This is a genomic window from Mesorhizobium sp. AA22, from assembly GCF_001672375.2.
Lineage (GTDB): Bacteria > Pseudomonadota > Alphaproteobacteria > Rhizobiales > Rhizobiaceae > Mesorhizobium > Mesorhizobium wenxiniae.
This window is the reverse complement of the sequence record NZ_CP048406.1, coordinates 353649-369250: the sequence shown is the minus strand read 5'-3', so window position 1 is coordinate 369250 and position 15602 is coordinate 353649. Positions and strand designations below refer to the sequence as shown.

Below are 15602 nucleotides of genomic sequence, written 5' to 3'. Positions count from 1 at the left end.
TTTTCGGATCTCGAAAAAATCTGACTTCGCAGTTTTTAAGACAAGATCCGCCTCCGGTCAATTCTCCGACAAATCGGCGGCGCGCCGCGAGAACAGCGCCGACAGCAGACTGTCCGGCCGCGCCAGCGCGCGTTCCGCGGCAAGCGCCGTTGCCAGCGCATGATCGCCGGAACGCAACGCCGCTTCGATCAGCGTCAGGTCGATGACGTCGCGTTGCGCGTGGCTGCCGCCGAACCGGTGAGCGATCGCCCGGATTGGCCGGATCAGGCGCACCGTCTCGATGTAGTTGCCGTCGCCGAATGCCTTGATGGCGAGCGTCAAGGGATGGCCGACATCGCGGGTGAAGGCGGCGTTGTCGTCGTTGCCGTGCATGGCCTCGCTCTGCGCCTCGAGCAAGGCGCGATCCGGCGCTTCTTGGCCGGCGCCGACGAAGGCCATCATCGCATGGGCATCGTTGAAGGCATAGTTGCCGGCGCTGGCCTTGGCCCAGTTGGCGGCGAGCGCCGCCCAGCGGGCGCCGACATCGATGCCGCCGAGATGCAGCCGCCACAGGATCGCCGAGGCATCGACCATGTTGAGCGCCAGCGTCGAGCGCTCGCCGTAGATCGGCCCGTCATAGAGCGCCAGCACCTGTTCGGTCTCGCCGAGATCGTAGTGAAACAGCGCCAGATGCCACCAATTGTGCACTTGCAGGAAACTTTCCTTCGTCCACGCTTCCGGGTTGGCTCGCATCCAAGCGATGCCGTCCTTTTGCCGGCTCTGCATTTCCATGACGTGGGCGACCGCGTGCTGTGCCCAGCCGTCGCGCGGCTCGATGTCGACTGCCATGCGGCCAAGCTTTTCGGCGCGCGCATAGTCGCCCATTTCCTCCAGCCCGAACGCCTGCATGCCGAGTATGGCGTGGTAGCCTGGCATGCCGCTTTGCCACGACGGCAGCGCGCGGCCGATGCGGTCGCGTAGCATGCGGGCATTGCCGGTGAAGAAATCGATCTGGTGCCCGGTCTGCAGCGCCAGCGCATCGAGCGGAAACTCGATGGCGATATCCTCGAGCAGACGGGCGGCTTCATGCCAGCGTCCTGCGGCAAGACGGCCGAGCGCAGCGACATGCGCCTGCTCACGCGGCGTCGCCGCAAGCGGCAGGGACGCCTCATAGCAAGTCCTGGCCACGGCTGTCGCCTCACGCTCGGTGGCGAGGCCGAAGAGATAGCCCTTGAACACATGCGCCATGACGAAGCCGGGATCCTCGGCGATGGCGCGATCGACCGAGCCGACCGGATCGCCGATGAAGCATTGCAGTTCGCGGACAGCCTGGCTGTAGGACGAGAACCCGGCCTCGGTCGCACCCGAAAATGTCAGGCCGAATGCATCCCTGACTGCCATGTCATGTCCTCAATTGCCCGAGCGCATCGCCACCGTGGCGATGCCGGCGCCGACCAGCAGCGTGCCGCCGGTGCGGTTGAAGATGCGGATCGCCAGGGGATTACGCACGACGTTGCGCGCCCTTGCCGCGATCAACGCGTAGCCGAAGGCATTGGCGAAGGCGAGCGCCAGGAAGGTCGTTTCAAAGATCAGCATCTGCGTCCAGAAGTCGGCGTGCCGGTCGAGGAACTGCGGCAGGAAGGCGACGAAGAAGGTGATGCTTTTCGGGTTGAGCGCGGTGACCAGCCAGGCATGCGCCATCATCTTGGCCGACGACACCGCGTCTAGGCGCGGCTCGGCCTTGAGCGTGCCACCGGCGCGAAACAGCTTTACGCCGAGATAGATCAGATAACCGGCGCCGATCACCTTCAGCAGCATGAATACGGTGGCCGACGCCGCCAGCAGCGCGCCGATGCCCAGCATCGACAACGTCATCGCCGTGAAGTCGCCGAGCGCCACGCCGACCGCCATCGGCAGCGCGGTGCGCCAGCCCTGGCCGAGAGCATAGGACACGACCAGAAGGATGGTCGGGCCGGGAATGACAAGAAGGATCGTCGAGGCGGCGGCAAAGGCGGCCCAGTTTTCGAAGGACATGTTCGTCTCCTTGAACTCAAAGAAAAGGATAAATCCTTGGGCTCGCAAAGATGTAAAGGGGCAGCATCGAAAATGTGCGGCGCGACGGCTCGGCCGGGAGGTTAAGGCAGGGTAAGAAGTCTTCACGCTTTTTCAACCATGATTGGTGAAAATACACTCTATCCGGCCGGACCGTGTTTCCCGCCGACAGCGTAGGGTTTGGGTAGATGCGTGAGTTGCCGCAAGGTCTGACGCCGCCGTACAATGGCGACGAAATCGAAATCGAAATTTCCGAAATCCAGCTTTCCCGCCGCGCAGTGTTGTCCGGCGCCGGTGCGCTGGCGCTGCTCGGCGTCGCCGGCTGCAGCCAGACGCTCGATTTGTCGGCGCTGCAACTCGACGGCGTCACCACCGGCGCGATCACCCCCATCCGCCCGAGCATCAGCGTCGACAAGAACATCACCAGTCCCGATGTGATGTATGCCTCCGTCATCGACGGCGGCTTCACGCTGCCGGAAGTGCCCTACCTCAAAGTCAAGCCGGAGTTCCGTCGCCAGATCGTCGTCGACCCGACCGGCGAGCAGCCCGGCACCATCGTCGTCCATTCGCAGGAGCGGCTGCTCTACCTAGTGCAGCCCGGCGGTGACGCGATCCGCTACGGCGTCGGCATCGGCAAGGAAGGCTTCCGCTGGTCCGGCCGCGCCAATATTCAGTACGGCAAGGAATGGCCAACCTGGACGCCGCCGGCCGAGATGATCGCCCGCAAGCCGGAACTGGTGAAATGGCAGGCCGGGCAACCCGGCGGCCTCGACAACCCGCTCGGCGCGCGCGCGCTGTACATCTACCAGAACGGCCACGACACCGGCTACCGCATCCATGGTTCGCCCGAATGGTGGAGCATCGGCCAGGCGATGTCGTCGGGCTGCGTTCGCCTGATCAACCAGGACATCATCGACCTCTACAGCCGCGTCTCCAGGAAGAACCCGGTCGTCGTCGTCTGACCCTCCCGGTCGTCGTGTGATCTGATAGCGGGGCCGGCGCGGCCGCTCGACTCTCCCGTTGCGTGATCTCGCAAGACAGGCGAATGTGCCTGCAAAGCCACTGCTCGGGAGACGTGAAGCATGTCCGGAACTTTTGTGATCGCGCAAGGCGGCGGTCCGACTGCCGTTATCAACCAGACGATGGGGGGCGCTGCGCTCGAAATCCGCAAGCGGCATCCCGGCGCTAAGGTCCTGGGCTCGATCCATGGCGTGCGCGGCATTCGTGACGGCAACTATATCGATCTCTCAGCGATTCCAGAGGATCGGCTGCGGCTGATTGCGGCAACGCCGAGCGCCGCGCTTGGCTCGACGCGCGACAAGCCGGATGACGCCTATTGCGAGATCATCCTCAACGGTCTGAAGAAGGCCGGCGCCGACGCGTTCATCTATATCGGCGGCAACGATACGTCGGGCACGCAGCAGATCCTGACCGATGCCGCCGGCGGCAAGATAGCTTTCGTCCATGCGCCGAAAACCATCGACAACGATCTCGAGGAGAACGACCACACGCCCGGCTTCATTTCGGCAGCCGAGTTCGTCGCCGGCGCCTTCCTCTCGGTCGACCTCGACTTCCGGGCTCTGCCGGGTATCTATGTCGGCATCGTCATGGGGCGGCATGCCGGCTTCCTCACCGCCGCCGCTGCCGCATGGCAGCTTGACCCCGACAGCGGCCCGCATCTCGTCTATGTGCCGGAGCGGCCGTTCTCGGCTGCGGCCTTCATCGACGACGTGCGCGCCACGCTCGACCGCCACAAGCGCTGCATCGTTGCCGTGTCCGAAGGCGTCAGCACCGCCGACGGCAAGGCACTGGTCGAAAGCCTTGTCCCGCCGGAGAAACTGGAGCGCGATGCGCATGGCAACGTCAAGCTGTCGGGCAGCGACCTGCCGGCCGCCCTCGAGCGCGCGCTAGCCGAAGGATTGCCGGGCAAGCGGGCGCGTGTCGATGCGCTCGGCTACATGCCGCGCGGCTATGTCGGCGCCATCAATGCCGTCGATGCGCAGGAAGCTTTCGATGCCGGCGTTTTTGCCGTCGCTGTCGCCGAACAGGGCGGCGGCTCGGTGGCGCTGCAATATGACGGCAAGAAAACCGTGCTGAAGAAGGTGCCGCTGAAAAACGTCGCCGGCAAGACCCGCCACATGCCCGACGATTTCATGCTGCCGGATGTCAACCAACTCTCCGATGCAGGCATGGCCTATCTGAAGCGACTGGTTCCAGAAAAATACAAGGTTGGAAAACCGTTCGTCTGATGCCGGCCCTCTTCTGATGCCGGAAATCGTGTGATGCTTGACTGGTTCAGCAAAACGAAGGTCGACGCGGTTACAACCATGCTGACCGAGCCGTTCGTGCATGATTTCGTGCGCGCCAACATCTGGCATCTTCGTGGCCGCGACATCGACCTGCTTGTCGACACCGGCATGGGCATCCGCCCGCTGGCGCCGGAGATCGACACGCCGGCGGGCAAGCCGCTGCTCGTCGTCGCCACCCATATCCATCTCGACCATGTCGGCTCGTTGCACGAATTCCCCCTGCGGGCCGGGCCGAGACACAGCGCCGCGTATTTCAACAGCATGGATGACGCCGTCACCTACGCCCACATGTTCCACGATCTCAACGGCGCCGTCTCGAAGCTGCCGGCGCCCGGCTGGAAAGCAGCCGATTACAAGCTTCCGCCGGCGCCGCTGATGCGAACACTTGACGAGGGCGACACGGTCGATCTCGGTGACAGGCTGTTCCGCGTGCTGCATCTGCCCGGCCATTCGCCCGATTCGATCGCGTTGTTCGACGAGGCCGACGGCCTGTTCTTCGCCGGCGACGCCATCTACGACGCGATGCTGATCGACGACTTGCCGGACTCCGACCGATCAGCCTATCGCCGGACGATGCAGCGGCTGCTCGATCTGCCGATCCGCATCGGTCATGGCGGCCACGGCCCGAGCTTCGACGCCAAACGGATGCGCGAGATCGCCAACGGCTATCTCAGGCGGACAGACGGGATCGGCGCATAAGAGGCTTCGATGGCCGGCAGGACAGAGCCGGGAAGACATCCGAGCTCGTGATCCCTGTCGGCAATTTGTTCTTGCTTTGTGCCGGCACCTATGTTATCCATTTCCGCATGGTGCTGATCGCGCCAACAACCCGCTGCAAGGCGGGTTTGTTGTTTCAGGTCGGCGCTACTCCTCTTCATCAAGGGTTCGACTCCAGCCATGCATCTGGCGAGCGGGCGACACCGACCCGATAAACTAAATCTTCGTAATATCATCTGGTAACCGCAATCGCCGCCCTAGATGCGGGGGCTGTCGATCCGGTCGGCTGCCTGCCAGGCGAGACAGGCAAGACGACCCTCGACACGCTGAATGGGCGATTCCCCAACCGGAACGCCACGGTGCCCGACCAATTTGTCGCCCGGACAACGGCCATGTCACCCATCCACATTCTTCGCAGACATCGCGTCGCCGCCTTGCTGGGCGCCGCACTGATTGTCAGCCCTTTCGTCGTGCCCCTCGCCCCCAGACTGAATGGCGCTCTGGCAGAAACAGTGACCCCTCCCGTCACCGGGATGACGGTGCCGAATGGATCGTTTGCCCCGATCGTGGCGGCCGACAAACCGGCAGTGGTGACGATCACCACTGTCATGAAGGCACAGTCGGAGACCATGAGCGACGCTGCTCCGTTCGGCGACAACTCACCCTTCGACGACTATTTCCGCCAGTTCTTCGGCGACCAGGGACTGCCCGGCCCCAGGACACCGCCGCCACAGCAGGCGCCCCGCGCAGAGGCGCTGGGTTCCGGCTTCATCGTCGCCGCCGATGGCACCATCGTCACCAACAATCACGTCATCGACGGCGCCACGTCGATCAAGGTCACTCTCGATGACGGCACCGAACTTCCCGCCGAGCTGGTTGGTCGCGACGCCAAGAACGACCTCGCCGTCCTCAAGATCAAATCCAACAAGACTTTGCCGACCGTCAAATGGGGCGACTCCGACAAGCTCATGCCGGGCGACCAGGTGCTCGCTTTCGGCAACCCGTTCGGCCTCGGCACCACGGTTACATCCGGCATCGTCTCGGCGCGCGGCCGCGATCTGCACAGCGGGCCGTTTGACGATTTCATTCAGATCGACGCACCGATCAACCACGGCAATTCAGGCGGTCCGCTGATGGATGTGAGCGGCAACGTCGTCGGCATCAACACGGCGATCTTTTCGCCGAATGGCGGCAGCGTCGGCGTCGGCTTCGCCATCCCGTCGGACCAGGCGCAAAAAGTGGTCGCCAAGCTGATGAAGGGTGGCTCCATTCAATACGGGTATCTCGGCGTCCAGATTCAGCCGGTGACGCCCGATATTGCTAGCGCTGTCGGCCTCGATCAGCCCAGTGGTGCGCTGGTTTCCGGGTTACTGACGGCTCGCCGGCGGCAAAAGCCGGGATTGAAACCGGCGACGTCATCACCAGCTTCGCCGGTCAGCAGATAAAGGATCCCAAGGACCTGTCGCGTGCCGTTGCCGACGTCTCGCCCGGCGCCACGGAAACGCTCGATGCCTGGCGCAAAGGAAAGAATGTCGAAATTTCCGTCGATGTCGGGCGCAATGGAGACGATGTGCAGACAGCATCGGTGGGCGGCGGACCAGAGGCACCGTCCGCACAGCCGGGCCTTCGTTCGCCTGCGATCGGCCTCGGTCTGATGGACGTCACCCCGGATGTCCGACAGGCGATGAATCTGGCGCCCAACCAGCGCGGCGCGCTGGTCGAGAGCGTCAATCCCGACAAGGCGGCCTCGGCTTCCGGTATCCAGCCGGGCGACATCATCGTCGCCGTCAATCAGGCGACGGTGCGGGACGCCAGGCAGGCAGACCAGGCGATCGCGCAGGCCGGAAAGGCTGGCAAAAAGTCCGTGCTCCTGCTCGTCGAACGCGGCGACGCGCAGATGTTCGTCGCCGTGCCCTTCGCTAATGGCTGAGGCGGCGCATTGCCGCGAGGTCGCGGCCAAGATTCTGGTTGCCCGCCAGAGCATCTTCGAGAAGACTGGTGAAGGCCGACAGATGGCCTGATGAACACGGATGTTTCGATGGTCACCCGCGGCTTCTCTTCAGGACGAAAGCCCCCGACGGATGCGGATGCGCGCATTCCGCCGGGGCAGTATCTCGAGCGAGGGTTCCCGGTGCTGTCGGCCGGGCCGACGCCGCGCGTGCGCACCGAGGACTGGTCGTTCACGCTCAAGCACGGACCGCGGCCGATCAAGAAGTGGAACTGGACAGAGTTCAACGCGCTGCCGTTGACCAAGATGACCCGCGACATCCATTGCGTGACCGCATGGACCAAGTTCGACACAGCGTGGCAGGGCGTGCTGGTCGACGATATTCTGGCGGATGCCGGCATTGAGCCACTGAGCCCCTTCACTCTGGCGCTGTCCTTCGACGGCTACACCACCAACGTGCCGACGAAGGATCTCACCGCCGGCAAGGCGATGGTGGCGCTGCTTTACGAAGGCAAGCCGATCACGCCGGACCATGGCGGCCCGGCGCGGCTGCTGGTTCCGCATCTCTATTTCTGGAAATCGGCCAAATGGCTGAACGGGCTGCAGTTCACCGAGCGCGACGAGCCCGGGTTCTGGGAGTTGCGCGGCTATCACATCTATGGCGACCCGTGGCGCGAGCAGCGCTATACGGGCGATCCATGAGCGACGGGCCGGCGGCGCAGTCGCCCTGGCAGACCGTCACCATCCGACGCATCGAAAAGCGCACGCCGCGCGTCACCAGCTTTTTCCTCGAGCCGTCGCGGCCCTTCGCCTATCGTGCCGGGCAGCATGTCGATGTCAGGCTGACGGCGCCGGATGGCTATCAGGCGCGTCGCTCCTACTCGATCGCCTCGGGGCCGGAAGCCGGCGAGATGATCGAACTGGCGATCGAAAGGCTCGATGATGGCGAGGTCTCGCCGTTCTTCCACGATATCGCGGCTGTTGGCGACGAGGTCGAATTGCGCGGACCGCTCGGCGGCCACTTCGTCTGGTACGACGGCGACGGCGGTCCGCTTCTGCTGGTCGGCGGCGGGTCCGGCGTGGTTCCGCTGATGGCGATGATCCGCCATCGCGCGGCGCGCAGATCGGCGGTGCCCGTGGCACTGGTGTTTTCCGCACGGGTCTGGGACGAGGTGATCTTTCGCGACGAGTTGATCGGCCTCGACGATCGTCGCGACGGCTTCGATCTGGTGCTGACGCTGACCCGCGAGGCCGCCCGGCGCCCAGCGGACTATTCGCGGCGGGTCGATGCCGCCATGCTAGAGCAATCGATGGTGCGGCTGCCCGCGCCGCCCAGGTTCGCCTTTGTCTGCGGCTCGAATGCCTTCGTGTCGGCCGCCGCTCAGGCGCTGATCGATGCCGGCGTTCCGGCAGGCCTCATCCGCACCGAGCGTTACGGGGTTTAATGCATGTCGCGCAAAAGTGTGCAGCGGTTTTGCGATTACGACATGCATAGAAAACGACAACGTAAAGCGCGTCGCATAAGGCCGGCCAAACGCGACGCGCTTTAGCCGCCTCGCCGGTCAGGCGTCGATTTCGAGCGCCGTCAGTGGCTTCGAACAGCAGGCAAGGATGAAGCCGTCGTCGATCTCGTGATCGAGGATGCCGCCATTGTGGCTCATCTCGACTGTGCCCGAGACCTTTTTCACCTTGCAGGTTCCACACAGGCCGAACTCGCAAGCCGCTGGGATGCGCACGCCCGAAGCGCGCGCCGTCTGCAGCACGGTCTGGCCGGCAACGCAGTCGGCATCGACATCCGAAAGCGAAAAGCGGATCGGCGTTGCGGCCTCGGCAGGTGTCTCGACCCCGCCCTCTGCCGGCCCACCCTTTGCCGGTGATGTGAACGGGGCCAGTATTTCCTCCACCACTGGGGCCGCAAAGCTCTCCTGATGATAGTTGGCCATGTCGAAATCGGCCGCCTCAAGCATCTGCCGCACGGCGCGCATGAACGGGTCGGGACCACAGCAGAAAATTTCGCGCTCGCGAAAATCGGGCGCCAGCAGCGGCAGCCGTATCGCGTCGATCCGGCCCATATGGCCGAACCAGCCCTCGCGGCTGGAGCGCTCCTCGATCATGAAGCCAAGCGTTAGGCCCGGCATGCGGCTGCCGAGCAGTTCGAGTTCCTTGCGGAAGATGATCTCCTCGGGCTTTCGTGCGCAGTTGACGAAGCCGACATCTGTCCATGGCGCACAGTCGTTCAGCCAGCGCAGCATTGACATCATCGGCGTCACGCCGGAGCCGGCCGAAATGAACAGATACTTGGCCGCGGGGTAGCTGTGCAGCGAAAAGTCGCCGGTCGGCCCATAGGCTTTCACGTGAACGCCGGGTTTTAGATTGTCGAACATCCAGCGTGTGCCGAGGCTGCCGGCCTGGGCTTTCACCGTCACCGCGATCGAGAACGGCCGCGACGGCGAGGACGACAGCGTATAGGTCCGCATCAGCGGGCCGTCAGTGGTCGGCAGTTCCAGCGTCACGAACTGCCCCGGTCTGTAGCGGAACCAGGTCTGGTTGTCGGAGCGGAAGGTGAAGGTCTTCACGTCAGGCGCCTCGTCGCTGACGCCGATCACTTCCAGCACCTGGAGCCTGTCGTTCCAAGGCGCCATCTCGTCGAGATGGCGGTAGAGCCCGAGATCCGTCATCGCGTTCATACCCTTGACCTTTCTCAGGCGACGCTGCGCAACGCCGGCCGGCCGTCCTCGGCAAGGCGCGGCCCGATGAAGGAGGCGTACCATTCGACGAACTGGATGACGCCGCCCTCATGCAGTTCAGAATAGGGGCCGGGCTCATAGGCCGGCGACAGGATGCCGAAGGCGTTTTCCTCGACGATGCGGCGGTCCTGATCGTTGGTCTCGGTCCAGACGTGGGTGAGTTCGGCGAGATCGTAATCGACGCCTTCGATCGCGTCCTTGTGGACGAGCCATTTGGTGGTGACGGCCGTTTCCGTGGCGCTGATCGGCAGCACGCGGAAGGTGACGGCATGGTCGCCGAGGATGTGGTTCCAGGTCGTCGGATAGTGATAGAGCAGCAGCGAGCCGATGCGCTCGGTCGAAACGCTGTCGGAAAGGTTCTTCTTCACCGCGCGTCTTCCCGTCATCGTGTAGCTGACGGCATCGCGCAGCAGCGGCGCGCGGGTGGCACGATACTGCCCGGCCGGATCGATGCGGAACTTGCTCGGCAAGCCCGCCGCCTCGCATTTCGCCCAGTGCATGAGCATCTCCGGATCGCTATCGGCGCCCTGCACGCCAGTCACGGTCGGCGCTTCCGGGAATGTCTTGCACAGTTCCGGATGGTTGCCGGCGCAATGGTAGCACTCGCGGTTGTTTTCCCAGACGAGCTTCCAGTTGCCCTTCTCGACGATGGTCGATTCGAAGGCGATTTTTGCGTCGCGCAGCCGGTGCGGCAGGAGGTAAGGCTCGATCATGGCGCGCATCGGCGCGAAATCGGCGGGCTCCTTGGCCAGGCAGATGAAGATGTAGCCGCCAACGCTTTCGCAAGCCACCGGCTTCAGGCTGAACTGGCTCTTGTCGAAGCCGTCCGCCATCTGCCTTGCGAACAAAAGCCGGCCATCCAGCCCGTAGGTCCACTGGTGATAGGGGCAGACGAGCTTCGCCGCCGTGCCTTTGTCGGCGTTGCAGACGCGGCTGCCGCGATGCCGGCAGGAATTGTGGAAGGCATTGATCCTGCCTTGCTGGTCGCGGACCAGCACGACCGGATCGTCGCCGATCTGGGCAGTGATGTAGCTGCCCGGCTTCGGCAACTCGCAATCGTGGCCGATGAACAGCCAGTCGCGATACCAGATCAGCTCCATGTCGAGCTTGAAGAAATCGGCATCGGTATAGAAGGGCTGCTCGAGCGAATAGCCTGCCCTGCGGCCGTGCAAGAGCCTCAGCATGTCGTTGCGCGCATCCATGTCCTGTCCTTATAGCCGTCGCATCGGCCCGAAATCGGAATCGATTTCGGAAAGCACGATGCGCAATTCAAAGTCTTGGAGCGTGTTTTGTACGTCCAAAGGGACGCACGTCGCTCCAAAGACTGAACTGGTGGTGATGGAGGAAGGATCGCTCGCAGGCCGGCGACAGGCCAGACATGCATCATCCACCTCTTGACCGCCCACCGCGATCAGTCGTGTCTAGAAATCTCGGGCTGGTTTCCGGGCTCTGGAGTGTCCTTGCGGACTCATCGCGACACCTTCCCAGGCTTGTGGCCCAGTGGTCTCCCGTTGCGACTTGAACTCCACCACCGTTGCGGGGGCAGCGCCGGGTTCTGACCGGCTTCCCAATTCTCCGCTTCGTCGTCACCAAGCGGCACCTGAGTTGCCGTGATCTAATCATGACGGCTGGCTGACTGCCGGCATGAAAGCGACATCGTATCCATGCGGCGCGACACGGCGGCGAAACCCTGTGGGCCGGGATTTGAGGGGGGATGAATTTGCACCCGGCTGCGAGCGCTGCCGGTTCTGAAAGCACGCCGGATTTAACCATTGCAGGGCGCCTAAATGGTTAACGATTCGACAACAACTCAGCACCGGCTTTTTAAGCCGCATCTAAATCGAACCGAACGGTTCGTTTCTGATGACAATGCGTGCATGACGCTGTGAACGCAGGTCCGGCAATTCGTCAAATGGTCGAATGGCGCCTTTGGCATAAACCTCTGAAACAAAACATAAAATAACACTACTGGAAGCATCTGGTACAATTTCAAGGTGTAGATTCTTGGTCCACACGGAACAACTTAGTGATTGGAATCCGCCGAATGGCCTTCCCACATCGGGGCTGTCCGAACGACGCGAATTCCTCCCAAGACACGCCGCTAGACGGACGGAAAATTAAGATACTGGAGTACCAAAAATGAAAAAGATTGCTCTTACTGCCGTCGCCGTTCTGGCCATCACCGGCAGCGCCTTTGCTGGCAGCGACCATTATGCGTCCAACGGCGCCAACCAGCCGGCCGCTGCGGTCGACAACAGCTCGTATACGGCTTCCATTCAGAAGCCGGCTCACGCTGAAAAGCCCGTTGTCCAGGGCGCTGACCGCAACCTTTTCGGCAACAATTAACAGCTGATCCCAAACAGCAGAGCGGCGTTGTCTTTCATAAAGACCGCGGCCGCCGCGCTGAGGCGATACGACAATTCAGGAGTACTAGAAATGAAGAAGATCATTCTTGCCGCCGCCGCCATTCTGGCCGTCTCCGGAAGCGCTTTTGCCGGCAGCGACAATTTTGGATCGAACGGCGCCAACCAGCCGGCCGCTGCGGTCGACAACAGCTCGTACACGGCTTCGATTCAGAATTCGGCTTCGACGCAGAAGCCGGTTCCGGCTGACGAGAAGCCCGTCCACGGCAGCGACCGTAACCTCTTCGGCAACAACTAGTGTCGATCCCAACAGCAGCGGCGGCATTTGCCCGCCGCGCTGGTGGAACACGAAAAATCCAGGAGTACTGAAATGACGAAGATTGTTCTTGCGACCGCCGCCGTTCTGGCCGTCGCCGGCAGCGCATTTGCCGGTAGCGACAATTATGGATCGAACGGCGCCAACCAACCGGCCGTTGCGGTCGACAGCTCGTACACGGCTTCGACCCAGAATTCGGCCCCGCCGCAGAATCCGGTTCCGGCTGACGAGAAGCCTGTCCACGGCAGCGACCGCAACCTGTTCGGCCGCTAACAGCGACCTGAACGCACAAGAGCGGCGGGCTTTGCCCGCCGCTCTTGTTTTTTGCCTTCGCCAAACTGCCTGTATCCAGCAGTTAGGCCGCCGGCCTCAGGCTGCCCTTGCTTCCGCTTTGTGGAGTGTGAAGGAATGTCCGTCGGCATCGAAAATATGCAGGTCGCCGGCATCGGCATTCAACCGCAGCGCAGCACCCCGCTTGACCTCGACATTGCCGGGCAGCTTGGTCACCAGCGGCAGTTCGGAGCGGCCGATGTCGACATAGACGAGCTGAACCTCGCCGAGCTGCTCGACATAGTCCACCGTTCCCTCGAAAAGATAATCCGTCCCGGTGGCGATCATCAGATCCTCCGGCCGCACGCCGAAGCTCACCGAAGCGCCCTTCACTGACGCTGGCGTGGCGATCGGCACCGTCGCCTTGCGCCCGCCGACATGACTGACGACGGTCGGGTCGCCTGATTTGTCGATCGTCGCCGGCAGGATGTTCATTGCCGGCGAGCCGATGAACTGGGCAACGAACAGATTGCCGGGTTTCTTGTAGAGATCCATCGGCGTGCCGACCTGCTCGATATGGCCCTCCTTGAGCACCACGATGCGGTCCGCCAGCGTCATCGCCTCCACCTGGTCGTGGGTGACGTAGATCATCGTTGTAGCCGGCATCGACTCCTTGAGCTTGGCGATCTCGATGCGGGTGGCGACGCGCAGTGCCGCGTCGAGGTTCGACAGCGGCTCGTCGAACAGGAAAACCTTCGGGTTGCGCACGATGGCGCGGCCGATGGCGACGCGCTGGCGCTGGCCGCCCGACATCGCCTTGGGCAGGCGGTCGAGATATTTTGTCAGCTGCAGGATTTCCGCCGCCTGGCGCACTCGCTTGTCGATCTCTGCCTTGCTCTCCTTGCCGATCTTCATAGAGAACGCCATGTTGTCGTAGACGGTCATGTGCGGATAGAGCGCATAGGACTGGAACACCATGGCAATGCCCCGCTTCGACGGCGGCACGTCGTTGACCACCTCGCCGTCGATCCTGAGCTCCCCGGAGGTGATTTCCTCAAGCCCGGCGATGGACCGCAGCAAGGTCGACTTGCCACAGCCGGAAGGGCCGACGAAGACGATGAACTCGCCCGACTTAATGTCGAGGTCGATGCCGTGGAGAATGTTAAGATTGCCGTATGATTTCTTCACTTGCCTTAGCGTGACATCGGCCATGATTCCCTCCAGTGAATTGCAAATTCAGTTGACACGCCCGAACCAGGCGCCGTAGCCGCCGAGGCGGATAGAGCCGACGCCAGTCTGTCCCGAAAACCCGTGCCCCGGCAAGGGCTGCAGCGAGCGTCCGCCGAGATCGATTTCGGCCGGTCGGCTGCCGAGATTGAAGGCGCAGACGATCTGCTCGTTGCCCTCGCGGCGCGTGAAGGCGACCGTATCGCCCTGGCTTTCGATGAAGTCTATTTCGCCCTTGGCCAGCGCCGGATGCAAACGGCGGAAAGCGAGAAAGCGCCGGTAGTGTTCGAGCAGCGAGCTGTCGTCGCCCTGCTGCACATCGACCGCTTGCGAAAGGTGCTTGGCGGGCACGGGCAGCCAAGGCCTCGCCTTGGAGAAGCCGCCATTGCCGTCCGCGCCATTCCAGACCATCGGCGTGCGGCAGCCGTCGCGGCCCTTGAACTCCGGCCAGAAGCGGATGCCGTAGGGGTCCTGCAGGTCCTCGAATTGCAATTCCGCTTCGCCAAGGCCAAGTTCCTCGCCCTGATAGATGCAGACCGAACCGCGCAGCGACATCAGCAGCGCCGAGATCACCTTGAGATAAGCGGTCTGGTCGGCCTCGCCCGCCGCCCAGCGCGAGGCAGTGCGCATCACGTCATGGTTGGAGAAGGCCCAGCACGACCAGCCGTCGCTGGCAACCTTGCCGAAGGCTTCCAGCACCGAACGCACCTTTGCCGCGCTGATCTTTTCGGGCGCCAGGAAGTCGAACGAATAGCACATGTGCACGCGCTTGCTGCCGGCGGTATAGGCCGCCACCACCTCGAGCCCGCGCTGCGAATCGCCGACTTCGCCGACCGCCGCCGTCGCCGGATATTCGTCGAGCAGCGCGCGGAAGCGTTCGAGGAAGCCGAGATTTTCGGGGCGGCTCTTGTCGTAGAGATGGTCCTGGTAGTTGTAAGGGTTGACGGAAGGAGCGGTCTGGTCGTTGCGCTCTTCGGGCGGCAGCGGCGGATTGTCCTCCAGGCCCTGGCTGTGGAAGTAGAAATTGATTGTGTCGAGGCGGAAGCCGTCGACGCCGCGCTCCAGCCAGAAGCGGGTGACATCGAGCAGCGCATCCTGGACCGCGCGGCTGTGGAAGTTGAGATCGGGCTGCTCGGCCAGGAAATTATGCAAGTAATATTGCTGGCGGCTGGTGTCCCACTGCCAGGCCGAGCCGCCGAAGATCGACAGCCAGTTGTTGGGTGGCGTGCCGTCGGGCTTGGCGTCGGCCCAGACATACCAGTCCGCCTTCGGGTTGGTGCGGCTTGAGCGGCTTTCCCTAAACCAAGGATGGATGTCGGCGGTATGCGACAGCACCTCGTCGATCATCACCTTGAGCCCGAGCCTGTGCGCCTCGGCGGTCAGGGCATCGAAATCGGCCAGCGTGCCGAACATCGGATCGACGTCGCAATAGTCTGATACGTCGTAGCCGAAATCCTTCATCGGCGACTTGAAGAACGGCGAGATCCAGATGGCATCGACGCCGAGCGCCGCGGTATAGGGCAGCCTGCGGATGATGCCCCTGAGGTCGCCGATGCCGTCGCCGTTCGAGTCCTGATAGCTGCGCGGATAGATCTGGTAGATCACGGCACCTCGCCACCAGTCGCGGTCGACAGCGAGGTCGGGGCTCAACGTTGCTTTCACAGCGGCTTGCAT

The 15602-nt window shown here is 63.0% G+C and carries 14 protein-coding genes, 1 pseudogene and 1 riboswitch; of the genes and pseudogenes, 9 read left to right on the top strand and 6 right to left on the bottom strand.

The window, feature by feature from the left end:
• Positions 1-57: 57 nt before the first annotated feature.
• The gene (locus A9K68_RS01675) at positions 58-1380 is read right to left on the bottom strand and encodes a tetratricopeptide repeat protein (protein WP_065011032.1); all 1323 of its coding nucleotides are present in this window, start codon (positions 1378-1380) and stop codon (positions 58-60) included.
• Positions 1381-1389: 9 nt separating this feature from the next.
• Entirely contained in the window at positions 1390-2013 is a 624-nt protein-coding gene (locus A9K68_RS01670; RefSeq protein ID WP_065011045.1) for a LysE family translocator, read from the bottom strand.
• A 206-nt stretch (positions 2014-2219) separates the two neighbouring features.
• Between A9K68_RS01670 and A9K68_RS01665 the strand changes: the two genes are divergently transcribed.
• The 6 genes and pseudogenes from A9K68_RS01665 (at position 2220) to A9K68_RS01640 (ending at position 8450) form a co-directional block, all read left to right on the top strand.
• The gene (locus tag A9K68_RS01665) at positions 2220-2993 is read left to right on the top strand and encodes a L,D-transpeptidase (protein WP_065011031.1); all 774 of its coding nucleotides are present in this window, start codon (positions 2220-2222) and stop codon (positions 2991-2993) included.
• A 120-nt stretch (positions 2994-3113) separates the two neighbouring features.
• On the top strand, positions 3114-4280 hold the full coding sequence (locus tag A9K68_RS01660; RefSeq protein ID WP_065011030.1) for a diphosphate--fructose-6-phosphate 1-phosphotransferase: 1167 nt from the start codon (positions 3114-3116) through the stop codon (positions 4278-4280).
• 33 nt (positions 4281-4313) lie between these two features.
• Positions 4314-5039, top strand: coding sequence for an MBL fold metallo-hydrolase (locus A9K68_RS01655; RefSeq protein ID WP_065011029.1), 726 nt, complete (start codon positions 4314-4316; stop codon positions 5037-5039).
• A 410-nt stretch (positions 5040-5449) separates the two neighbouring features.
• A pseudogene (locus A9K68_RS01650) lies at positions 5450-6987 on the top strand (DegQ family serine endoprotease).
• Positions 6988-7095: 108 nt separating this feature from the next.
• Positions 7096-7707, top strand: coding sequence for a molybdopterin-dependent oxidoreductase (locus A9K68_RS01645; protein WP_065011044.1), 612 nt, complete (start codon positions 7096-7098; stop codon positions 7705-7707).
• Complete coding sequence (locus A9K68_RS01640) at positions 7704-8450, top strand: FAD-binding oxidoreductase (RefSeq protein ID WP_065011028.1); 747 nt, start codon at positions 7704-7706, stop codon at positions 8448-8450. The genes A9K68_RS01645 and A9K68_RS01640 overlap by 4 nt, the downstream gene beginning before the upstream one ends.
• A gap of 117 nt (positions 8451-8567) precedes the next feature.
• Here A9K68_RS01640 and A9K68_RS01635 read toward each other — a convergent pair whose 3' ends face one another.
• Both A9K68_RS01635 and A9K68_RS01630 read right to left on the bottom strand, forming a co-directional pair.
• Complete coding sequence (locus A9K68_RS01635) at positions 8568-9683, bottom strand: hybrid-cluster NAD(P)-dependent oxidoreductase (RefSeq protein WP_082982660.1); 1116 nt, start codon at positions 9681-9683, stop codon at positions 8568-8570.
• Positions 9684-9706: 23 nt separating this feature from the next.
• Positions 9707-10954, bottom strand: coding sequence for an aromatic ring-hydroxylating dioxygenase subunit alpha (locus tag A9K68_RS01630; protein WP_065011026.1), 1248 nt, complete (start codon positions 10952-10954; stop codon positions 9707-9709).
• A gap of 213 nt (positions 10955-11167) precedes the next feature.
• Positions 11168-11371: riboswitch (cobalamin riboswitch) on the bottom strand.
• A gap of 520 nt (positions 11372-11891) precedes the next feature.
• On the opposite strand from A9K68_RS01630, the gene A9K68_RS01625 reads away from it, so the two are divergent.
• From A9K68_RS01625 to A9K68_RS01615, 3 genes are all read left to right on the top strand, one after another.
• Positions 11892-12098: a DUF680 domain-containing protein gene (locus A9K68_RS01625; protein WP_065011025.1), complete on the top strand. Its 207-nt coding sequence runs from the start codon at positions 11892-11894 to the stop codon at positions 12096-12098.
• A gap of 90 nt (positions 12099-12188) precedes the next feature.
• On the top strand, positions 12189-12413 hold the full coding sequence (locus tag A9K68_RS01620) for a DUF680 domain-containing protein (RefSeq protein WP_065011024.1): 225 nt from the start codon (positions 12189-12191) through the stop codon (positions 12411-12413).
• Positions 12414-12485: 72 nt separating this feature from the next.
• Positions 12486-12704, top strand: a complete 219-nt coding sequence (locus A9K68_RS01615) for a DUF680 domain-containing protein (protein ID WP_065011023.1) — start codon at positions 12486-12488, stop codon at positions 12702-12704.
• A 96-nt stretch (positions 12705-12800) separates the two neighbouring features.
• On the opposite strand, the gene ugpC is transcribed toward A9K68_RS01615, so the two are convergent.
• Together ugpC and A9K68_RS01605 are read right to left on the bottom strand one after the other, a co-directional pair.
• A complete protein-coding gene (gene ugpC, locus A9K68_RS01610) occupies positions 12801-13913 on the bottom strand; it encodes a sn-glycerol-3-phosphate ABC transporter ATP-binding protein UgpC (protein WP_065006610.1) in 1113 nt (370 codons plus the stop codon).
• A 24-nt stretch (positions 13914-13937) separates the two neighbouring features.
• The gene (locus A9K68_RS01605) at positions 13938-15602 is read right to left on the bottom strand and encodes an alpha-glucosidase (RefSeq protein ID WP_065006609.1); all 1665 of its coding nucleotides are present in this window, start codon (positions 15600-15602) and stop codon (positions 13938-13940) included.